The 21,754-nt window shown below is 43.8% G+C and carries 24 protein-coding genes; 6 read left to right on the top strand and 18 right to left on the bottom strand.

The window, feature by feature from the left end:
- Positions 1-9: 9 nt before the first annotated feature.
- The 3 genes from AC07VD_RS07580 to AC07VD_RS07570 all read right to left on the bottom strand — a co-directional run bounded on the left by AC07VD_RS07580 (position 10) and on the right by AC07VD_RS07570 (position 3,383).
- Positions 10-2,178, bottom strand: coding sequence for a glycosyltransferase family 39 protein (locus AC07VD_RS07580; protein ID WP_124059770.1), 2,169 nt, complete (start codon positions 2,176-2,178; stop codon positions 10-12).
- Between the two features lie 7 nt (positions 2,179-2,185).
- Positions 2,186-2,332 (bottom strand): hypothetical protein, encoded by a 147-nt coding sequence (locus AC07VD_RS07575; RefSeq protein ID WP_122894618.1) that lies wholly within the window; start codon positions 2,330-2,332, stop codon positions 2,186-2,188.
- Positions 2,333-2,432: 100 nt separating this feature from the next.
- Entirely contained in the window at positions 2,433-3,383 is a 951-nt protein-coding gene (locus AC07VD_RS07570) for a ring-cleaving dioxygenase (protein WP_041344800.1), read from the bottom strand.
- Between the two features lie 387 nt (positions 3,384-3,770).
- Between AC07VD_RS07570 and steT the strand changes: the two genes are divergently transcribed.
- From steT to spoIISC, 6 genes are all read left to right on the top strand, one after another.
- On the top strand, positions 3,771-5,087 hold the full coding sequence (gene steT / locus AC07VD_RS07565; RefSeq protein ID WP_085186195.1) for a serine/threonine exchanger: 1,317 nt from the start codon (positions 3,771-3,773) through the stop codon (positions 5,085-5,087).
- A gap of 275 nt (positions 5,088-5,362) precedes the next feature.
- Positions 5,363-5,980 carry a DUF47 domain-containing protein gene (locus tag AC07VD_RS07560; protein ID WP_003218470.1) on the top strand — a complete coding sequence of 206 codons (618 nt, stop codon included), beginning with the start codon at positions 5,363-5,365 and terminating at the stop codon, positions 5,978-5,980.
- A 12-nt stretch (positions 5,981-5,992) separates the two neighbouring features.
- Positions 5,993-6,994, top strand: coding sequence for an inorganic phosphate transporter (locus AC07VD_RS07555; RefSeq protein WP_003232642.1), 1,002 nt, complete (start codon positions 5,993-5,995; stop codon positions 6,992-6,994).
- A gap of 109 nt (positions 6,995-7,103) precedes the next feature.
- Positions 7,104-7,850, top strand: coding sequence for a toxin-antitoxin-antitoxin system toxin SpoIISA (spoIISA, locus tag AC07VD_RS07550; RefSeq protein ID WP_017695117.1), 747 nt, complete (start codon positions 7,104-7,106; stop codon positions 7,848-7,850).
- Entirely contained in the window at positions 7,850-8,020 is a 171-nt protein-coding gene (spoIISB, locus tag AC07VD_RS07545) for a three component toxin-antitoxin-antitoxin system antitoxin SpoIISB (RefSeq protein WP_003232646.1), read from the top strand. The genes spoIISA and spoIISB overlap by 1 nt, the downstream gene beginning before the upstream one ends.
- An 85-nt stretch (positions 8,021-8,105) precedes the next feature.
- The gene (gene spoIISC / locus AC07VD_RS07540) at positions 8,106-8,243 is read left to right on the top strand and encodes a three component toxin-antitoxin-antitoxin system antitoxin SpoIISC (RefSeq protein WP_003232648.1); all 138 of its coding nucleotides are present in this window, start codon (positions 8,106-8,108) and stop codon (positions 8,241-8,243) included.
- 36 nt (positions 8,244-8,279) lie between these two features.
- Here the strand turns inward: spoIISC and AC07VD_RS07535 are convergent, their stop codons facing one another.
- The 15 genes from AC07VD_RS07535 to AC07VD_RS07465 all read right to left on the bottom strand — a co-directional run.
- Positions 8,280-9,173: an N-acetylmuramoyl-L-alanine amidase gene (locus AC07VD_RS07535; protein WP_217002560.1), complete on the bottom strand. Its 894-nt coding sequence runs from the start codon at positions 9,171-9,173 to the stop codon at positions 8,280-8,282.
- Between the two features lie 12 nt (positions 9,174-9,185).
- Positions 9,186-9,449 (bottom strand): phage holin, encoded by a 264-nt coding sequence (locus AC07VD_RS07530; RefSeq protein ID WP_003232653.1) that lies wholly within the window; start codon positions 9,447-9,449, stop codon positions 9,186-9,188.
- 12 nt (positions 9,450-9,461) lie between these two features.
- On the bottom strand, positions 9,462-9,731 hold the full coding sequence (locus tag AC07VD_RS07525) for a hemolysin XhlA family protein (protein ID WP_003232655.1): 270 nt from the start codon (positions 9,729-9,731) through the stop codon (positions 9,462-9,464).
- A gap of 52 nt (positions 9,732-9,783) precedes the next feature.
- Positions 9,784-10,623 (bottom strand): phage-like element PBSX protein XepA, encoded by an 840-nt coding sequence (xepA, locus tag AC07VD_RS07520; protein ID WP_494721675.1) that lies wholly within the window; start codon positions 10,621-10,623, stop codon positions 9,784-9,786.
- A 43-nt stretch (positions 10,624-10,666) separates the two neighbouring features.
- On the bottom strand, positions 10,667-10,831 hold the full coding sequence (locus tag AC07VD_RS07515) for an XkdX family protein (protein WP_014479563.1): 165 nt from the start codon (positions 10,829-10,831) through the stop codon (positions 10,667-10,669).
- Complete coding sequence (locus tag AC07VD_RS07510; protein ID WP_217002562.1) at positions 10,828-11,154, bottom strand: XkdW family protein; 327 nt, start codon at positions 11,152-11,154, stop codon at positions 10,828-10,830. The genes AC07VD_RS07515 and AC07VD_RS07510 overlap by 4 nt, the downstream gene beginning before the upstream one ends.
- A gap of 17 nt (positions 11,155-11,171) precedes the next feature.
- Positions 11,172-13,613 (bottom strand): pyocin knob domain-containing protein, encoded by a 2,442-nt coding sequence (locus AC07VD_RS07505; RefSeq protein ID WP_217017614.1) that lies wholly within the window; start codon positions 13,611-13,613, stop codon positions 11,172-11,174.
- Positions 13,614-13,615: 2 nt separating this feature from the next.
- Positions 13,616-13,888: a hypothetical protein gene (locus AC07VD_RS07500; RefSeq protein ID WP_217017613.1), complete on the bottom strand. Its 273-nt coding sequence runs from the start codon at positions 13,886-13,888 to the stop codon at positions 13,616-13,618.
- Positions 13,885-14,463 carry a YmfQ family protein gene (locus tag AC07VD_RS07495; RefSeq protein WP_217017610.1) on the bottom strand — a complete coding sequence of 193 codons (579 nt, stop codon included), beginning with the start codon at positions 14,461-14,463 and terminating at the stop codon, positions 13,885-13,887. The genes AC07VD_RS07500 and AC07VD_RS07495 overlap by 4 nt, the downstream gene beginning before the upstream one ends.
- Entirely contained in the window at positions 14,447-15,493 is a 1,047-nt protein-coding gene (locus tag AC07VD_RS07490; protein WP_003232669.1) for a baseplate J/gp47 family protein, read from the bottom strand. The genes AC07VD_RS07495 and AC07VD_RS07490 overlap by 17 nt, the downstream gene beginning before the upstream one ends.
- Positions 15,486-15,911: a DUF2634 domain-containing protein gene (locus AC07VD_RS07485; protein ID WP_024573154.1), complete on the bottom strand. Its 426-nt coding sequence runs from the start codon at positions 15,909-15,911 to the stop codon at positions 15,486-15,488. Before AC07VD_RS07485 ends, AC07VD_RS07490 begins: the two co-directional genes overlap by 8 nt.
- 57 nt (positions 15,912-15,968) lie before the next feature.
- Complete coding sequence (locus AC07VD_RS07480; protein ID WP_003244812.1) at positions 15,969-16,235, bottom strand: DUF2577 family protein; 267 nt, start codon at positions 16,233-16,235, stop codon at positions 15,969-15,971.
- The gene (locus AC07VD_RS07475) at positions 16,235-17,212 is read right to left on the bottom strand and encodes a phage-like element PBSX protein XkdQ (protein WP_003245730.1); all 978 of its coding nucleotides are present in this window, start codon (positions 17,210-17,212) and stop codon (positions 16,235-16,237) included. The genes AC07VD_RS07480 and AC07VD_RS07475 overlap by 1 nt, the downstream gene beginning before the upstream one ends.
- 15 nt (positions 17,213-17,227) lie before the next feature.
- Positions 17,228-17,887, bottom strand: coding sequence for a LysM peptidoglycan-binding domain-containing protein (locus AC07VD_RS07470; RefSeq protein ID WP_038828716.1), 660 nt, complete (start codon positions 17,885-17,887; stop codon positions 17,228-17,230).
- Positions 17,880-21,754: transglycosylase SLT domain-containing protein (locus tag AC07VD_RS07465; RefSeq protein WP_494724393.1), on the bottom strand; the 3,875-nt coding region annotated here is incomplete at its 5' end. The genes AC07VD_RS07470 and AC07VD_RS07465, both read right to left, overlap by 8 nt.

Below are 21,754 nucleotides of genomic sequence, written 5' to 3'. Positions count from 1 at the left end.
TTTTGCCTCCTATTCATCAGCATGTAGTTCGTATAATGTTGCTGACTGATTCATTCCGCCAGGTCCGCCCATTTTGCCGTTTTCACCTGAAGCCTTGCTGCTTGATGTATCAGCTGAATCAGTATTTTCTGTTTTTTGATCAGAACTTGATTGCCATTTTTCTGATGCTACTTCTTTTCCATTTTTCTCAACCCATTCAACAATGTCATTGTTTCCGCCTCTTCCCATTCCAGAAGCCAAGAAGTATTTCACTTTTCCTTCTTTTACAAGTTTTTTGAATTGAGTCAGTGTGATTGCCGGGTCAGAACCGCTGTATCCGCCAATAGCCATGACAGCTTTTTTCGTTTTAATGATATATGGTGCCGCTGTGTTCGAATCGGTTGTGGCGAATAGGTATTCAGCTCCGGAGTTATTCTCCTCTAGATATTTGATCAGTTTTTCATTTACAGTCGCATCAGACATTCCCATGCCTTTTCCGCTCATTGATGCGAGCTGAGGGCCTGTTTCAGGCAGTGAGCTGTTGCCTCCGTACAGAAGTGGCGTACTTGCCCAATAAATCGGCATCACCAGCAATGCGAAGAGAGCTGCAAGTGAAACATAATAACTGAACGGTTTTTGGCGCTGTTTAAACAGCAGCAAAGCAATCGCTGACAACACGCCGATAACACCTACCCCGATACTCCATCCAACACCGATTTGATCGTTGTAGTTTCTGAGAATAAACAATTCAAATCCAGTTGTCGCAATAATTGCTCCTGGCAAAAGCCATGCTTTCCAGCCTGTCTGATTGCGATACAGATGAACAAGGGCAACCCATCCCGCACCAACAAGAGCCGCAATCGGCGGTGCCAGCATGATGAGATAATAATGATGGAAAAATTCTGCGACACTGAAGAATCCGGCAATCGGTACAAGCCACGCAACCCAGAACACCGTTTCCTTCTGCTCTACAGATAATCTTCTTCTTTCTCTCGCGCCTGCGATCAGTAAGCCTGCGATTCCAAATATCGCAAATGGCAGAAGCCAGCTGATTTGATCAGATAACTCTGTTTGGAAAAGCCGCAGTGGACCAGGTGTTCCCGTTCCAAACATCCCTGAACCTGATTGCATTTTCGAACCGGTTCCTGTACCGCCTTTCCCTCCGTCTCCGCCAGGTCCGCCTTGGCCGCCATCTCCGCCGCTTGGAGGGCCTCCTTGACCGCCGCTTGGCATTTCTCCTCCGCTTGGCATTTGGCCATTGGATGGAGGTGCCGTCATATTGCCATTTGAAGATTTGTCATCATTTGATGAGCTGCTGTTTGATGACTGATTAGGCGGTGCTTGAGTGTTATCAGAAGAAGACATTTCTTTTGAAGCGTCTTTGTTTGGCGCACCCTGGCCGCCGCCTGAATTTTGGCCTGTCAGCCGCTGGATTCCGTTATAGCCAAAAGCCAATTCCAAAACAGAGTTGGTTTGGCTGCTTCCGATATAAGGCCGCTTGCTTGCAGGGATATTGTCGACAATGAGCGGCCACGATAACGAAACGGCTGCTAATACGGCTAACGCACTGACCAGCGAAATGATTTTTTTCTTCATCGCGGCATTTGCCGCAATCAAATAGAACAATAGGAAGGCCGGTAAAATCATGTAAGCCTGCAGCATTTTTGTATTAAAACCTACTCCAACAACGAAAAATGCTGCTAACAGCCAGATCAGCTTTCCTTTTCTGATCGCTTTAAAGAGAAGCCATGTAGCAAGCAATAAGAAAAATACCAGTAATGCATCAACATTGTTTGTACGTGCTACAGCTACAGCAATCGGTGTACATGCCATGATGAAAGAGGCAATTCTTGCTGCTGTCTTACCGAATGTCGGTTTTATTAACAGATACATTAAAAGGACAGAACCTACACCAGCAAGTGCCTGAGGCAGGATGACGCTCCAGCCGTGCATACCGAATATAAGTGCGCTGATGGTTTGTATCTGGAACGTAATAGGCGGTTTATCAACCGTTATAAACCCCGCCGCGTCGAATGAGGCATAGAAAAAATTATGAAAGCTTTGCATCATACTTGTGACTGCAGCGGTGTAATAAGGATTCACCGTATCATCATTCCAGATGTTATAGATATTTAAGAATGCAGATGCGAGCAAAATGAGGATGAGGAAAATATCCAGCTCGCGTTTTTTCTTTTCCACGTGTTTTTCACTCCTTTTTGTCTAACTTGGGAATAGTGTAACAAGCAAATATGAATAAACTATTAATAAACAAAGACAATATTTTTGCCGAGGCCATTCCATACCAATCACCCATATTTGCAAAGGGTTTTAAGCCATTTCTCCCAATCAGCATCTGATATTTCCTCCCTAATAAGGCATGCTGTTTAGGTCAAAATTAATTATGGTAATAAAAAAAGCCCTCCGGCGGCGCCGGAAGGCAAATGAATCACAATTTATTGGATCGGTTTCAATTTCGCTTCAATTTCTGCTCTTCGATGCTCTAGATATGGCGGAAGAGCAATCGTTTGGCCAAGCTCGTCAAGATTTTCATCTACCATAAAGCCCGGTCCGTCCGTTGATAACTCGAACAAAATGCCGTTCGGTTCTCTGAAATACAGCGCCTTGAAATAGTAGCGCTCCACAATGCCGGAATTGCTAAAGCCTTCGCGGCTGATGATCCGGTGCCACCCGGCAAGTTCTTCTTCATCTCTTACCCGAAATGCGACATGGTGAACACTCCCTTTGCCTTGACGCTCGCGCGGAAGATCGTTTCTTTCTATTAAATGGATTTCCGTTGCAGCACCGCCTTCTCCTGATTCCAGAATAACGGCGGTTCCTTGCCCTTCGACTGGTTCACGGCTGATTTCTGTAAATCCAAGAATATTCGTCAATACGTGTAAGGTTGGTTCAGCATATGGCACAGTCAGTTCAATCGGCCCTAACCCGCGAAACGAAAATTCTTCCGGGATGCCGCTCTGTTTAACAGGCAGGCCATATCCTTTTCCTTCCTCATCAGCAGTCAGCACAAGTCGCTGCCCTTCATGATCTTGAAATGCCAATATGTCACGTCCAGCTCTTTTGGATATACCGCTGTGCGTTACTTGCTGCTCTTCAAAACGTTCTTTCCAGTAATGCAGGGCTTCTGTGCTTGGAACGCGCAATCCAATAGAAGAAATACTGTTTGTTCCCGCATGAAACGGTGCAATGCGGGGAATCTCGAAAAACGTCAGCTCAGTTCCCGGGTTTGCCACTTCATCTCCGTAGAACAGATGGTACATTGTCGGTTCATCCTGATTGACGGATTTTTTCACGAGCTTTAATCCTAATACTTTCTTATAGAAATCCAAGTTTTTTTGTGCGTCGGCCGTTAATGCCGATACGTGGTGAATGCCGTTAACTTTCATATGTGTCCCTCCAGGTTATTTTATCTCGATTTCGAGATATCGTATCATAATTGTATATTTATTGTTCTAATAACAAAGTATTTTATTCGCATGAGAAAGTCAACATATCAGCTTCACCGAAGGTTCGTTCATTTTCTGAATTCTCACCTCCCCTCCGTACCGGCTAAAATCCTAATACAGAAAACACGAACTTTGCAAATAAAAATCATGAAGTTTATTCGTTTATAGATTGTTAAAACAGGCGTTTTTACAGTTTTATTTGCTGTACACAAAGCAAATTTCGAAAATCAGAAAATTTATTTTATTTCACTTTTCTAAAATAGGGTTTACAATATGAAAAAATAGATTATTCAACATGAAGCTTCAACGTCATAGGAGGTTAAGGACATGCATACTGAAGACAACGGTTTGAAAAAAGAGATAGGCCTCTTGTTTGCCCTTACTCTTGTCATCGGAACCATTATCGGTTCTGGTGTTTTTATGAAGCCCGGCGCTGTGCTTGCTTATTCAGGTGATTCAAAAATGGCGCTTTTCGCCTGGCTGTTAGGCGGTATTTTAACACTGGCGGGCGGTTTGACAATCGCGGAAATCGGAACGCAGATTCCAAAAACCGGCGGGCTTTATACGTACCTTGAAGAAGTGTACGGCGAGTTTTGGGGATTTTTGTGCGGCTGGGTGCAGATTATCATTTACGGCCCGGCGATTATCGGCGCGCTGGGTTTATATTTTGGATCTTTAATGGCGAATCTTTTCGGCTGGGGATCTGGACTATCAAAAGTCATTGGAATTATAGCAGTTCTCTTTTTATGCGTCATTAATATTATCGGTACAAAATACGGCGGTTTTGTCCAAACGCTGACAACGATCGGAAAACTGATTCCGATTGCCTGCATCATCATCTTTGGCCTTTGGAAAGGCGATCAGCACATCTTCACAGCAGTAAACGAAAGCATTTCTGATATGAACTTCGGGGCGGCTATTTTAGCTACGTTGTTTGCTTATGACGGATGGATTCTCCTTGCCGCTCTCGGCGGAGAAATGAAAAATCCCGAAAAGCTGCTGCCACGCGCTATGACGGGCGGATTATTAATTGTAACGGCGATCTATATTTTCATTAATTTTGCATTGCTTCACATCCTGTCAGCGAACGAAATTGTCACGCTTGGTGAAAATGCGACAAGCACCGCTGCAACCATGCTGTTCGGTTCAATTGGCGGAAAGCTGATCAGTGTAGGGATTATCGTCAGCATCTTTGGGTGCTTAAATGGAAAGGTGCTTTCTTTCCCGCGTGTTTCATTTGCAATGGCGGAACGCAAACAGCTTCCATTTGCTGAAAAACTGTCACATGTACACCCGTCGTTCCGCACACCATGGATTGCGATTTCTTTTCAAATTGCTTTGGCTTTGATTATGATGCTTATCAGCAACCCTGATAAGCTCTCAGAAATCTCCATTTTCATGATCTACATTTTTTATGTGATGGCCTTTTTTGCAGTGTTTATTCTCCGCAAGCGAGCAAAGGGAGAAAAGCGCGCCTACAGTGTTCCGCTTTATCCATTTATGCCAATTCTGGCAATCGCGGGCTCCTTCTTTGTGTTAGGCAGCACACTCATTACAGATACAATGAGCTGCGGATTATCCATCCTCATCGGCCTTGCCGGACTGCCTGTCTATTACGGGATGAAAAAACGAAAAGCAAGCTGATAAAACGGTTCCCTTGTTTAGGGAACCGTTTTTTGGTGAAACAGAAGATAAAAGTTGACAGGAAAAACACAACTTTTGATATACTTTTTACGTTAAGCAGAAAGTTTTTGCAAACTTGGGTCGTTTTTTTAAAGCGAAGTAGGTCAAAATAAGGAGACACGATTTATCAAAAAAGTCAAGATACGTTTTTTTCGACTTTACCTGTTTTTTTTCGACAAAAGGCTATATAATAATTTGATGTGTGCATTGTTCATTCAAACTATGGAGGGTTTTTAATGATAAGAAGAAAAAAAGATAAGTTCTCACTCCTTTTAACAGAAATTGCAAAGAACATAGACGAAACTGCAGAATATTTTGTGAATTTTAAGGTCACTAACCAAACGACTCTTAAAGAATTTGCAGATACGTTAAAGGAATATGAAACAAAAGGTGACAATCATGTTCATGTCATGATTAAAGAGCTTAACAAAGCGTTCATCACTCCTATTGAGCGCGAAGATATCCTTCAGCTGACAAACAGCTTGGATGATGTGCTTGACGGAATCGAACATTTCTCTGCCATGATGGAGATTTTCTCAATTACTTCATCAGACGAGCATATTGATAAATTCAGCGGATATATCAGAGAATGTGCGAAAGAGATTTTGATTACGATCGAGCTGCTGGCAGAAAATCGCTTAAAGGATATTCAGCCTCACGCAATCAAAATTAAAGAGTATGAGCACAGTTGTGACAACTTGCACAGAAAATCATTAAAGAATCTTTTCGGAAATGAAACAGATCCAATCAAAGTCATTCAATATCGTGAAATATACGAAACGCTTGAAGAAATCGCCGACTCTTGTCAAAGTGTTGCCAATAATCTTGAAACCATCATTATGAAAAACGCGTAACGAGGGGTAAAAATGGATATTCTATTAATATTAACGATACTAATAGTCATTTGTGCTCTGGCGTTTGATTTCATCAACGGGTTTCATGATACGGCAAACGCAATTGCGACTTCGGTATCAACAAAAGCGTTAAAACCACGCCATGCCATTATATTGGCTGCTGTGATGAACTTTGTCGGAGCAATGACGTTTACAGGTGTTGCCAAAACCATTACGAAAGACATCGTAGATCCTTATACGCTGGAAAATGGCTCTGTTGTCATTTTGGCTGCGCTACTCGCTGCAATTGCCTGGAACCTTATCACATGGTACTACGGTATCCCAAGCAGCTCATCCCATGCCATCATCGGCGCTATTGCCGGTGCAGCCATTGCGGCAGCCGGATTTGCAGCGTTAAACTATAAGGGCTTCATTAAAATCATTGAAGCACTGATCCTATCACCAATTATTGCCTTTGTCCTTGGTTTTATTCTTTATAGCATCGTTAAGCTGATTTTCAAAGACAGCAACTTGGCGAAAACGAATAAGCAATTCCGCAGAGTGCAGATTGTAACAGCTGCCCTGCAATCGTATACACACGGAACAAACGATGCGCAAAAAGCAATGGGAATTATCACAATGGCTCTCATCACAGCGAATTTACATACTTCTGCTAATGATATTCCTACCTGGGTGCAATTCGCCTGCGCGACAGCTATGGGTCTCGGAACATCAATCGGCGGCTGGAAAATCATCAAAACCGTTGGCGGAAAGATCATGAAAATCCGCCCGGTAAACGGTGTTTCCGCTGACTTAACCGGAGCAGCCATTATTTTCGGCGCCACATTTATTCATTTGCCGGTCAGTACAACCCACGTCATTTCTTCATCAATTCTTGGCGTCGGTGCGTCCCACCGCGTAAAAGGCGTAAACTGGGGTACGGCCAAGCGAATGCTCATTACATGGGTCATCACGCTTCCGATTTCAGCGACACTTGGTGCCATCGCCTACTTTATTTTAAATATGATATTTTAATGTCACACCGCTTCTGTCAAAGGAGCGGTTTTTTTGATGGAACAGGAAAACCATCCGGATCTCTCGAATACAATAAGCAGAACCTATTTCAGATGTGAGGGATTCGAATATGGTTTTATTCTTTCAGATCATGGTCTGGTGCATCGTGGCCGGACTGGGGTTATACGTATATGCCACGTGGCGTTTCGAAGCGAAGGTCAAAGAAAAAATGTCCGCCATCCGGAAAACTTGGTATTTGCTGTTTGTTCTAGGCGCTATGGTATACTGGACATATGAGCCCACTTCCCTATTTACCCACTGGAAACGGTATCTCATTGTCGCAGTCAGTTTTGCTTTGATTGATGCTTTTATCTTCTTAAGTGCATACGTCAAAAAACTGGCCGGCAGCGAGCTTGAAACAGACACAAGAGAAATTCTTGAAGAAAACAACGAAATGCTCCACATGTATCTCAATCGGCTGAAAACATACCAATACCTATTGAAAAACGAACCGATCCATGTTTATTATGGAAGTATAGATGCTTATGCTGAAGGTATTGATAAGCTGCTGAAAACCTATGCTGATAAAATGAACTTAACGGCTTCTCTTTGCCACTATTCGACACAGGCTGATAAAGACCGGTTAACCGAGCATATGGATGATCCGGCAGATGTACAAACACGGCTCGATCGAAAGGATGTTTATTACGACCAATACGGAAAAGTGGTTCTCATCCCTTTTACCATCGAGACACAGAACTATGTCATCAAGCTGACGTCTGACAGCATTGTCACGGAATTTGATTATTTGCTATTTACGTCATTAACGAGCATATATGATTTGGTGCTGCCAATTGAGGAGGAAGGTGAAGGATAATGGAACGTGCGTTTCAAAACAGATGCGAGCCCAGAGCGGCGAAGCCGTTTAAAATCCTGAAAAAACGTTCAACCACCAGTGTCGCAAGCTATCAAGTCAGTCCGCATACAGCAAGAATCTTCAAAGAAAACGAACGGCTGATTGACGAGTATAAACGAAAAAAAGCATGATCACACTAAAAGGACAAGGGAAAACAGCTCTTGTCCTTATTCCTTTTCTTAAAGGGTGACATATAATAAATACAAACAGAGGATAATGTCAGGTGATACAGTGAAAAAATTGGTGAGGCGTGTGAAGTTTGTTGATTACGGAAGGTTTGGGCTTTCCGGGTACTCGCTTCGGGTGAGGGAGCGCAGTGCTGGAATTATAAAAAAGTTGAAGAAGAAAAAATAAATCCCGGAGCGGCTCCGGGATTTTTATGGTCTTTGATCAGCTTAATTGCGCTGCGATCTTCTCTTTCGTCGCAGGCCCGTAGATACCGTCAGCAGTTAGACCGTTAACAGACTGAAAACGGGCAACTGCGTTAGCTGTTTTCGGTCCGTAAACGCCGTCAATTCCGTTGTTAACAGCGCCTTTATCAGGGTAAAAATACAGAGCCGCAAGTGCTCGTTGCACCTGAAAGACGTGTTCTCCTGAGGTATAAGGTGTTGTCAATTGAATGATACCATCAGGGAGCGGATAGAGCTCGGGTTCTTCAGCGGACGATGGAGCACTTACAATTAATACTTGACCAACGCGAATAAGATTCGGGTCTTCGATATTGTTCCACTCTTGCAGCTGAGCAACCGTAACACCAAATGCTCTCGCTATGGATGTAAGTGTGTCGCCCTGTTTCACGACGTAAGTTTGGCTGCCGCCTCCCCCAATTCCTGCTTTGAACGAATCCCACGTATCTAACAATTTTCGCGGACATTCCTTCCCTGACCAATACTTATGAGGGACGACATTGGCGAGACTGATATTATGTTCAGCCATTAATGTTTTGATGAGCCACTGGGCATTTGCTGTTGCTTTTGCAAAATCGCCATCGGCATTTTCGCAAATTTCAATTCCAATAGAAGCCCGGTTGCCGCTGCCATTTCCGTCTCCCGCATGCCAGCCGTTTTCATTTAAAGGTAGATGCTGATAAATTTCTGTATCATCAACTGTAAAATGCCAGCTTGTCGTCGTATCAGGATTTTTCAAATAGCGGGCATGCGCTGCAGCATCTGCTCCTACTGCGGTATTCGCTGTGTTGTGCACCGTAATGTAAAGCGGCGTCATTGCGTAGCCTGGACGGTTATTTGCGCCAACCGGAATAAAGTCTTGAATAATGTTAACCATTTTCATCTCTCCTTATTTCGTCAGATTATTGTCCCTTAACAAGTCGCGCTGTTTTTTCCCTTTTTCTGTTACATAGTTGTTTTTAAACCAAGCGGCAAGTGTCGTTCCAATTGTAAATGCGATGGAACCGGCTGAATAAAGAGCGTCAGCGAGCTGATTGACCTGCTCCTCCTGAATGTCCAATGGTGATTTGCCGAGCATCAGCATGGTCTGGTTGATTAAAGCAATTAAAAGAAGCACCGTCCTGATGACCGTGCCCTTGTCAAACGTGTTCATAAAAATCCCCCTTTAATGCTGCAGCAGGCTGTACATAATGGCGATGGCTCCGCCAATGATGCCTGTAGACACTGCTGTAATGATGGCACCTGTGATGGTGCGTTTAATCCACGTGGTGTTTTCTTCAATTTTGTTTAATTTTTCGTTCAGCGTCATGATTTGCTGGTCTTGCCGGTCAGACACGCGTTCTAATGCGGAAACCCTCTGCTCAAGTGCTTTGTGCTCGCCTTTCATGTCTGCTAAATCCTGCTGAAACACATTCACGTCTGCCTCTTGCTGCATCTCTCACTCCTCCTTCACATGCAGATCACCTCCCTTCCGAGGGCCGAGACTATTATGAAACCGCGGTCCCTTTTACCGAAAGAGTACCGCCGGTGATACTGATAATCTCCATGATGATCTCCTTAAACCCTTTAATATCAAAGGCCCATGCCTCAGCTTTTCCTAATGTACTGGAGGCAGTGGTAGCATCATCAGTTTTCACGCCTCTGATCGGCAGTTTCTGTCCTGACACCGATTTGCCCCAAAATTTGACTTCGCTCATTTCTGCTGTGCCGTAGACTTCAACGAGTAAATGCGCGGCACCGTCAACAGGTAAAGCAGCCCCCTCGCCGGCGGACTCTGCATTTTCATGAAAGACAAAGTCAAATGTTTTGCGAGCCTCGACTTTCAGCCGTCCATCTTGTGTTTGATTCTCCGCAAAGTCAATCTGTAAAGGCGTTTTTTCATTGACACGCACATCCATCTCACCCGCACCGACTGATTGGTATAATACAAACTCAGATTGCTGAAGATTCCCGTTCACATAGCGGAAACGGTAATAGCGTTTAGAAAGATATACCCAGTCCGTCGCTGTCAGGACGCCTGCTGCGACATTAACTGCTGCTGTCGTTGTCCAAACATTGTTGTTGTCGCTTTCTTCTATAAAGAGCGTACCTTCACGATCTGCATACGCCCAGCCCTTCACTTTCGAAATCAGAACTGCGCCAAGCCTGTCCTGCCCGAGCTGACTGTATGCCTCAGTCGCCTTTAAAGCAGCATTTGTTAAAATCTCCGCTACGCCTGACAAATTCGAAACAGGTGTCACAAAATCATTTTTTCCTCCTCGATAGGGCTTTACAGCGCCGGCTTTTCCAGCCTTATCGAGAGGAAATTCATATTGATACTTCACCATCTTCATCCTCCTTTGATCTAAAAACAGGCAAAATAAAAAAGCCTTACATGGCTTTACCGGTAATTTCTTTATACTGGTCAGCTGTGATCAGCTTTTTGTTCACACCCTCTGCCAGATCCTCAATTGAACAGTCTTTATATGCTAATGCTTGTTTTACCATATCTGCTGTCGCCCACTCATAATAAAGGGCTAGCACCCAATAATTCATTCGGCAAGATCTCCTTTCAAGGAAAGTAATGATAGCTTTATATCTGACAACTCGCTTCCCAAAGTTTTGTTCAGCTCTTCAAGCTGCTTGCGTGCCAGCTTTTCTTGTGACAATTCTTGAGCGAGAAGCTCCACCTGATCAGGCGGCTCGTACGGCGGATTTTTTTGCAGCTCTTCCCACCAGGTTTCGAGTTCTTTTTGTGTTGGGATTGGGGCGCGCAGGTTCCATTCAGCTATATAAGACCCTTCCCCATCATTCTGAACGATAAAATCTTTTGTTGGATCTGCATTGGGGTATTTATACATGATTGCTTCTGCGATCATCGTTTTTCCTCCTATACTTATACTGTAGGATAGTTAAGCCCTCCAAGTTCTTGAATGTCTATATAGTTGTATGCCTCGTTATAATCGGATACACCTCTTCTATCATCACCGCTATAATTGCAATAGCAATAGATTTCTATATAATCACCTTTGTTCATAGGAACGGTTACAGTACCATTTAAGTCAAGGTTCATTTCACTTTCCTTATCATTAAAGTCCCCCCTCAAATGGTCAATTGGTTTATACAATGATCCATTTAGATAGAGTTTCAGATGAAAATTGATGTAAGCCGGTGTATTTATCATATACAGCCCCACTCCTACTAAAAACATTCCATCATTAGGAGCAACGAATCTACTATTTTTTGTATCAAATGCATTGTGACTATCTTTTCTTTTGCGGTTAAATTGAATTTTTGTGTGGGCTTTTTTATCCAAATACTGTATGCCTGTAGTTCCTATATTTGCATGAGCAAATCCAGAAATTTTATGCCAAGCTGTCCAGCCTGACCCACTCCACCAATGCCTTATCCATGTACCAGTACTATCAATGTAACTGCCAGATTCATTTCCAGTGCCATAAAAATATTGAACAAATCTAAAATCACTGTGTTTCTCATTTTTCACGAAGCCGTAACGAAGCGGGTAACCGGTATTATTTCCTTGACCAATATCTATTAAAGTTAATCCCTGAGGATACTCATCCCCTCCAGTTCTAGCATCTGTTATTGCATCAGAGCCTGAAAGTTTGGTTAATTTTTGATTTGTATAATTTGTATCTACATAGGTTTTAGCATCAGCTAAAGCTTTGTCTGCTTTTGCCTGTGCTCCTTGTGAATTTTCAATCTCCATCCACGGAGTCCATTCTTCTGAATCTTGCTTTTTATTTCGGATAAATTTTCTTCTATTGTCTGGAATAGAAGCTGTTTCTCCCGAATAAGTAGTAAATTCTTGATACGGATAGGTACCAACATTATATACAAGCAAATACCCATTTCTATTAATAGGAGCATTTAATTCAGTCGTAGAAGAATAAATATAATAAAATCCTGTTTTAATTATATTATTTAAATCTTCATTGTAGAATTTTCCCAACGTTCCATCATCTTGAGTCAATTTGAAAATCTGACTGTTATTCCACTTAGTTTTATCGTTCTGCGTGACATGGATTTCCGTGTTATTAGCATGACTGTCCGTATAAAGCTTTGCTGTATTTAAAACAGTTTCTAGTTCATCTGATGAAGGGATCGTAATAAACTCAGTCCAGCCTGTGCTATCATACCAGTGACGAATAAATATTTTCTTTTGACCTGCGTTTCCGGCATAAAAGAAAAACTGTGCAAATCGATATATGCTCGATTTTATATTCAGCACTTCACCAAATTCATAGGGATAACCTGTAGACCCTTGGAGAATACTGACGGTGGTAATACCGATTGGATAATTGTTACCTGAATATGCTGCATCTTGATACAGTGACTCATCAGCAATTTTATTGATATTTTCACTTTTTAATTCTTCTGAAGTAATCAGCCGCTTCCATCCTCTGAACTCACCGTCAGTATGAACCATTCCGATCCACATGGTCACTTCATAGCTTTGGTAAGCAACAATTGTTTTTCTGCTGCTCTCCCCCTCTATGACATCATAGTTATACCAAGCATTATCTCCTTCAACTGGGTTGTTTACTATATTTTTACCTAATGCATAATAAAAACCGGTTGATAATGATAGAATATCTGTCCCATCAGGTACCCTAGTTCTTCTACCATTATCTTTGGTCAATTTTTTGAGTTGAGCACCATTCCATTTCACACGTTCATCATTAGTGATATGAATGTTGCTATTACCAATATGTTTGTCTATATAATTTTTAGCATTTTCCTCAGCCTGTTCAGACTTACTCTTAGATCCTGCTTCTGTCTCGAATGATACCCATTCGGACCACACTCCGCTCGTTAATGTTTTTCTCCAAATTCCCCCGTCATTTGTCATAGCAATCGCTTCCCCGTCGTTTTCGGAAAAGTATAAATAAATGCCTTTCGTTGATTGTGGAGGTGTATTCACTCCTGTATTTTCTGTATGAAAAGTAAATGACTTCCTTTGCTCAGCAGCTGCTTTGTTAAAATCTTGTCCATTGTCTATGTTGATAAAGACTGAGCCATCATCTTTTGTAATCTTAGATAATTGACCTTTGTTCCATTTCTCTCGCTCTTCCTCTGTAACATGCCGCACCTGATCTTGCTCATGCTTGTCAAAATCCTTCTTCGCCGCCTGCTGCACATTATCCACATTCCCCAGCCCGATTTGCGCCTTTGTTGTGTTGTGGGGGTTGTTCATGTCGTTTTTGTGGGCAGCCATGTCTGTGTGGGCTTCTTTTATGCCTTTTTCCCAGCGGTTGACGTCATCTTCGTTGATGGGGTCGTCCGGAAGCCAGTCTGTTTTTTCTTCGTATGCCATGTTTACACCACCTCAAAAGTAAATCTGAAATCAAGTGTTCTGTTTTCGCTGACGTCCAGGTCAGCCTTTCTCTCTGTGATGATGTTGCCCAGCTCGTCAAAAATTTGTACCGTTTCGATATGCTTAATGTCTTCCTCACGTTTTGTCAGAACGGTGACGGTCGCACCGTCAATGGCGAGCTCTACTATTTCTGTTTTTTGGCCGTTGAGCAGCACGTGATCGATTCTGCTTTTTAGATCAGCCGCTGTACGTTCTCTGTATATGGTTGAAATCAAGTTAAAACCACCTCATTGTTGTTAAGAGTGACAGAATAACCGACCTTGAGTTCACTGGCCGTTCGGTATCTGCGGTGATTCAGGATGACTGTATCTTTGATTTGAAGCGTCTCATTTAATCCGCCTCTGAGCGTATACGCCAAATGAGCTGGCTTCATATTTTCTATGGCTTCAATCAGCTCATTCATGTGCTGGAGGTCATCAACATTGATATCCACGTTAAAGCGGTATTCACCGGGAAGCAGACGGATCTGTGCAGACGGGTTTTTCAAGAAACGGTTTACCGCCTGCTCAATGGCCCTATATGTGATTGGCGGGATGTTCGACATTTTGGAAATGAGCCGCAATCGTCTGATCTCATCTGTGTCGCCTGATTCCCGAGGCACATTTAAAATCTTTTCCCAGCGGCTGAGCCCCCATGTCGCCGTCGGTACGAATAACTGATCCGTCAGATCAAATATGCTGTTATTCTGTTTATCAAACTCAGGCGCTTCCGCTTTCAGCAGCTCAGCCATTTCTTTAAGGCTGGTGAGAAACGGCGGCAGATACGCTGTCATGTCATCTTGTTTGCTCAATGATCTTCACCTGCCCAAGCTTAGGAATTTCCACGTCGCTCAGCACCAGATTTTCAGACGTGCCGTTGATTTGAATATTGGAGTAATCACTGACTGACGGTGAATTATAGACGATATTGTTAATTTGAGAAAGGCGGATAACGTTGTCTTCAAACGCCATTTTCTTAAAGAGATTTAAAACGCCTTCCTCAATTTCTGACTTCACTTCATCAATTGAGTGATTGATCTCAGGCAGCACTTCGGCAGAAATCTCAACTTCTTTCCAGACCGCGCTCTCCACTGTGACAACGGCTCCGATTGGCGCCTGTCCCTCTCCCTGTCCTGGTTCAGGGTCGATATAATCTTTCACTTTTTGAATTAAAATAGGAGAAGCGGGCTCAAGATTCGCATTCGTGACGACAATTTTGACCGTGCCTTCACCGTTCCAAAGCGGGAAGATCTTTGCCTTTCCCACACCGTCCACTTCCTCAGCCCACTCTTTATAATGCATTTTATTGGCACTGACGGCCTCACGCCGAACCCTTGTAAAATACCGTTCTCGCAAGCTGTCATCTCCCTCTTCCTCGCGCCCCGGAATCAGGATTTCTTTGACAATGGCCGTTTCTAAACCGGGAATGGTATCCAATGACAGTAAATTGCGTCCGGTCAGATTGGCGTTTCCCGCTTCACCAGGTGTTTCACAGATGAGCGTCCCGTCTGCCGTATATTGAAAATAAAGATTATCCACGTAAAAGCGGGAGCCGACAGGAATAGTAACTCCAGATGTAAACTCTCCCGCTCTGACCGCCTTTGTCGCGGCTGTCCGTTCAATTCCCGCTTCCGCTGCACGCCTGTCTAAAAATTCGCCTTGTGCGGTATCAGAAAAAACTAGCTCAAGCACAGTATCCAGCCATATATAAGACTTCGCAAGCTCGGCCGCCGCCGGGGCTAACGCATTATAAATGACGCTGCCTTCTCTTGTGTCAATATCTGCGGAAATGCTGTTCAGCATACGCTCCATAATCGCTTCAAAAGTCTGATCTTCAAACATCTTCGCCAATCACCTCCTCAATCTCAAGCGTTCCTTCATCCGTCTCCACCACAAAGGACACATGAAACGCATCGCCTTGTTTTTCTATCTCAAAGTCTGTTACAGCCGATATCCGGTCATCATAAACCAGCGCCTCTTCTATCAGCCTCGGAATCTCCATCTTTTTATAGGCATCAGTCGTCTCATGATCTGTCAGCACGTCCTGAAGCTCATTTCCGACATTATGGCTGTATATGGAATACGCATAGCGTTCTGTCTGTAAGGCGATATACACGAACTGCCTGATCGCTTCAAGCCCGGTAATCAGCTCATTCGTAATTCTTCCGTTTTCAAAATCTATTTTGTACGTTTGCGAGGTTTCAATGACTTCGCTCTCATCTTCAATATCTTCAAACTCCACTTCTGGTGTCAGGGCCATGATGCCCACTCCTTTTACATGCTAAATAAAAACCCCTTCGTACTGAAGCGGTTTTGTCTATACCTTATCTAAAATAAAAAACGATTGCCCGCCAGTCAGAGCCGCGGTCATGAGGCGATCCCCCGGCTCGAGTGCATCGTCTCCTCCGGACTGCATTCGTTTTGGGATAATGATGGCGTCTTCCGGTATGATCAGTTTGCTGTTTTCTTTTAATTTGATTTCCACAGGAGAAACCGAAACGACTTCAGCCGGGAGCAGTTCTACCGGAGACTCAGCGTCAACTGCGCCGACTGCCAAATGTTTTATAGCCTCACTTAATCTCATCAGGAAACTCCTTCCGGCATCGTATTCTTTTCGACAACATCGATCGTCATCGTATGTTTCGTTCCTTTAAATTCGTGCCGGTCCGTATCTACCCAATAGGTTTTCTTGATGCCGGCCTCCGGAATAGAAATATAGACAGGCAAGCCGCTCTGCACTTCCGGGATGCCCACTGCCTGAATATTTTTCAGTTCTTTTTTCACGCCCTTTTTTTCAGCAAGCCGTACATCTGCCCGCTGCTGAAGCTGTGCCTGGTTGATGTCATCTGTGACCGTTTCCGTATATTGAAGCACACCGTATTTATTTAAGCCTGAACTGTCCTTGGCAGAGGCTTTATATGTCTTATTGTCCTTCTGCCGGCGAAGCACCACCCGAGTAGCAGTGTCGTTTATAGAAGTGCTGTATTGGTAGCCCGTGATATTGACGCCCGTTTCAAGCACCCATACCTCTGACGGATCTGGCCAAGCGCGCAGACCGAGCTTTCCTTTTTCCGAATACAGCTGGTAATGTCGTCCTGTCTGGCTTTTCGTCTGTTTCAGCGCTTTTAATATGATGTCATACAATGTCGTATCATTTTTAATGACAAGACTTTTGATCGTATGGCCTGTGTTCGCGATCGAGGTTGTCGGTATCTGGAAGTCACTAGCAATCCTTCTGATGATCTGGTCGGCCCGCTGATTGGAAAACACGTACATATCCTGGTTTTTGACCAGGTACTGCAGCATGTCATAAGCGCTGAAGGCAAGCGTATGCTCGTCCGGGGTTCTTGCAAAAACAATGCCCCGAAAAAGCTCTTTTCCCTTCCATTTAAACAAGACCGTATCTCCTTCTGAGACACTGTAATACGTCTGGTCGCCCTGTTTGGTGACGATGGTCGCTTCAATGGAGCGCGGCGCCTGATAACGATGGCCTTCAAGCGATACGCTTTCTGCAACCAGCTCAAGCCACTCTGTGTCTTTAATGACGAACAGTTCTATCATCATACATCACCTGTTTCATTGCGGTATCTTTAATTTTTGGCCGGGAAAAATCCAGTGGCCCGGCTGCCTAATGTTCCGTTTGCTTCGTTTGATCATTGCTGTTTTATTGGCGTTCCAAATTTTGCGCCATTGAGTACTGTTCCCGTAAAATCTGCCTGCAATGTCCCATAGCGTGTCTCCCTTTTTCACTGTGTACGTCTTCGGCGCAGCCTTCGACGGACGTTTTGCCTTTGTTTTTTTCTTCTGCTTGATTTTCCGCGGAGAAGCGGTTTTGTATTCTTTTAGCACAATATCAAAATCCCGATCACCTATTTCATTGTCTCCCTCACTATATTTAAGGCTTTCAATACTGCATGTCATATTAATTTTTGTTCCCGTAATTAAAAATTGAACAGGCTTTTTTGCCTTCATCCATTTTTCAATTTTCGCAATGGCATTTTCCGGAGACGGGAGATTTTGATATTCAGCTATCGGCGTATACTTTTTTGGAAAAAAAGAAGAAAATGAAATTTCTTTTGCTCCGGGTTCTTCAATAAACGTTAGTTCACCCAATCCCGTTATCTTTACTGAGTCATTTTGTACACTATTCGCTATATCAATCGCTTCAGGAAGAACCGGGAATCGCAGCTTTTCTTTCCCCTGTGATATCCAAAATTCATAGATAGACTTAGTCAAAAGCCACGACCCCCTTTGTTCCGGTGTTAATGTCTTTTTGTAATTCATCAAGTAATGCCTGCTTGATTTTCGCAACCAGGCCATCAGCATCCTGTCCATTATGGAAATGCTGATCGCCGTTAAACTCAATCTTTATTTCTTTCGTTCCGGCTGTTTGTATCGTTTGCCGTGTACCGGATGTAACTGCTGAAACTTGTCCTGAAGAAAGCTCAGACTGCTGGGATTGAGACGGATCTGTCACTTCCATACCAAGAGCTTGCGCAGCTCTCTGAAGGAGGTAGCGGCCGCGGATGCCTCGCTCCTCCGGAATGATCCATTCCCGCTTGTTTCCTTCTCCGACACGGGCAATTTGTTCTTTTGTAATCAGCCCGCCGTTTGCGTAACCGACATACGGTCCGCCATGATTCAGGCTTTTAATACCCGGCACATTGTTGATTGATCCATATCTGCTTTTAATGTAGCCGATCGCAGCAGCTGCATTGTGAATCGGGTTTTTAATGTTACCCATCCCCGGTGCTTTATGGTCATTAAAGGTGCTTGGGATCGTCTGCATCAGCCCTTGCGACGGATGCCCCGCTTTTGCGTTGCTGTCCCACAAGTTAATTGCATTCGGATTGCCTCCGGATTCATGCTGCGCAATCGTCATGAGTCCCGGAAGCCAGCTCATCGGTGTCTTGGTGGCCATGAGAGCAGCCATAATCCATTGTTTTACGTTCCCGCCCATGGCTCCCATTCCCGAATAGGCAGCCGCCAGTGATCCGGCTTGTTTTTCAGCATATTTCTTTACATCTACTGAGCCAAGGCCTTTGACAACACCAATTGAAGCAAAACGCCCCAAGCTCATCATGACACGGGAAGGTGAATGGATATCTAGCTCCTCACGGAAAGCCTGCTCCACTCTCTTGGCCATATCCTTTGCTGCTTGTTTTACTTCACTGGATTTAGAATTCATGCCTGTCACAAAGTTACCGATCATGCCTGAACCCCAGCTGTTCGATGTGTCTTTTGAACGCAGGAACGGTTTGTCAACATGTGTACTCACATACTGTGCAGTCCCTGTTTGGGTTGAGTTTTGTCCTTGCGCAAAGCCTTTGACCGTTCCTGTGCCCCATGAAGACGATTTGTTCATAGTGGCTTGGTACGGCGTTTTAACTTTTGATTGCAAAAAGCCGTCCGTTCCGGTTGCAGTGCCGTTTTGGCCCTTGGCATACCCGCTTACCATTTGTTTACCGTAATTTGGTGAAGCAGAAATCATTTGTGTAAATGGCGTATTGATGTTTTTCTTTTTCCAGTCTTCCATTTTGACCGGCTGATCGCTGATGCCTTTACCAAAGCCTTCTGAAAATTGCTGTCCAAGTGTGGACGCTTGGCCTGTAAGATTTGCAGTGTTCATTGCTGGGGAGGCTGAGCCTGATAAAGGACTGACAGCTGCTCCTCCTGAAATAGATGCTGGACTTCCGCCAGAAGACGAAGCTGCTCCCATGTCGTCTACAACTTGCATACCCAGCTTAGACGCCGCTTGTGAAAGAAGCATCTTCCCCCGGCCTCGGTTGTTATCGACCGGGATAACGAATTCCTTGCCGGCTTCACCGATCCACGAGATGGTTGGTTTGGTGATGTAGCCGCCTGTGGCATTTTTATCCGGATCCTTACCTTTATTCGGATCACCGCCGCCGGTTACAAAATTAATTACTTTACTAGCTACGCCGCCAGCTTTATCCCAGATTTGCTTCACCCAGCCGAACGCTTTAGAAAAAGCATCTGAAATCGCTTCTCCCACCTTTGTAAGAGGTTCTTGAATATTCTTTTTAAACCAGCCGCTCAGGCCTTTCCAAATGTTCTTAACGGTGTCTATCGCTTTTTTGAAAGCCTCTGAGATTCCCTTGCCTACATCTGAGACTGTATTTTTGACCGGGTTCCAAACTGTATCCATGAACCATCCCGATACCGTACTGAAAACACTCTTAATCTTATTCCAAGCACCGGTCATTTTATCCCAGATTGTAGTTGCCGCTCCTATTACAGCAGATTTGACTGGCCCCCACACATTACTCATAAACCATGAAGCAACTGTACTGAACACATTTTTAATTGTCGTCCATGCATTTACGATTTTAGACCATATTGCTGTTGCTACACCCACAACTGCTGATGAAACCGGCGTCCAGACATTGTCCATAAACCATGTTGCCACCGTGCTAAATATCGTTTGAATCGTTGTCCATGCATTTACGATGTTGGACCATATGCTTGTTGCTACACCCACAACTGCAGTTGATACTGGCGTCCAGACATTGTCCATAAACCATGTTGATACAGTTCCCCAAGTATCCTGAATGGCTGACCAGGCATTTTGCGCACCCTCTGTGATGCTGTTCCATGTATCTTCTAGAGCGCCGGCATCAATTGCCTTGCCTAAACTTTCACCGCCGAAAGTACCGGCAATTCCTCCTACAACACCGCCAATAGCGGTCCCGACTCCCGGCACAACGCTTCCAATAGCCGCTCCTGCAGCGGCTCCTGCTAAACCTCCGCCGGCTGAACCTACTTTTTCACCAGCATTATCCTTATTGATACCGGCTAAGTCAGCAAGGGACAGTATTTCGCCCAATCCCGGTATTCCTTTTGCAGCTCCTTTTAAGCCCTTCAGTCCGCCTTTTAAGCCTTTTGATTCACCCAATGTTTTCAGAAGGCCTGAAAAACCTTTGCCTGCTGCTCCTTTAGCAGATTTAGGTGTATTCACAGGATTTGTTTTATTCCCTTTTGTTGATGAACCGTTTCTATTTTTGACTTTTTTGCTTTTGCCTGTACTGATTCCGGCACAGCAGCAACCACAAGCCCCGCCCCATTTGCCGCCTGACTTTTTCGATTTTGAACCTGAAGATTTTTGGTTCATAGAAGGTTTTTTAGTGCGGTTTGAATTGTTAGAAGTTGAGTTCTTTGTATTGGCTTTTGAAGCTTTTTGTTTGCCTTTGCTTCCGCTGGATTTGCCGCCAAACAACCCGCCAATATCCAGATTCCCCAGCTTCTCAGCAATGCCTTTTATAATTTTTTCAAAAAACTCTCCCACTTTTTCAATAATTTTATCAGGGCTGAATTTCTCGAATTTCTTGGCGATTTTTGAAACAATGTTATCAACAAACTTTTCTGCTTTATTAGCGATTTTATCCGGGTTCAGGAAATTAAATTTCTCTGAAATTTTGTCAACAATATTTGTTACAAAGTCTTCCGCTTTAGTAATAATGGCGTCTGGACTGAATTTGCTGGCGACATCATCTGCTTTTTTCATAAAGGAATCTGTAAACTTGTCAAGCTCGTTAAAAATCGTTTCCGGGCTGAATTTACTTACGACATCGTCCACTTTTTTCATGAAGGAATCTGTAAACTTGTCAAGCTCGTTAAAGATTGTTTCCGGGCTGAATTTACTTACGATATCATCCACTTTTTTCATGAAGGAATCTGTAAACTTGTCAAGCTGCTTAAAAATCGCTTCTGGACTGAATTTGCTTGCGATATCATCCACTTTTTTCATAAAGGAATCTGTAAACTTGTCAAGCTGCTTAAAAATCGCTTCTGGACTGAATTTACTTGCAATTGCATCCACTTTACTCATAAACGATGTTGTGAACTTATCCAGCTGCGACAAAATTGTCTCTGGACTAAACTTTGTGGCGACTTCATCTACCTTATTCATGAACGATGTCGTAAATTTATCCAGCTGCGACAAAATCGTTTCTGGACTGAATTTCGTTGCAATTGCGTCCACTTTACTCATGAACGATGTTGTGAATTTATCCAGCTGTGACAAAATCGTTTCTGGACTGAATTTCGTCGCAATTCCGTCCACTTTACTCATGAACGATGTTG

The organism is Bacillus sp. GW821-FHT01G09 (assembly GCF_059422205.1).
Note: the sequence above shows the minus strand (reverse complement) of the source record. Positions and strands in the feature narration are given on the sequence as shown.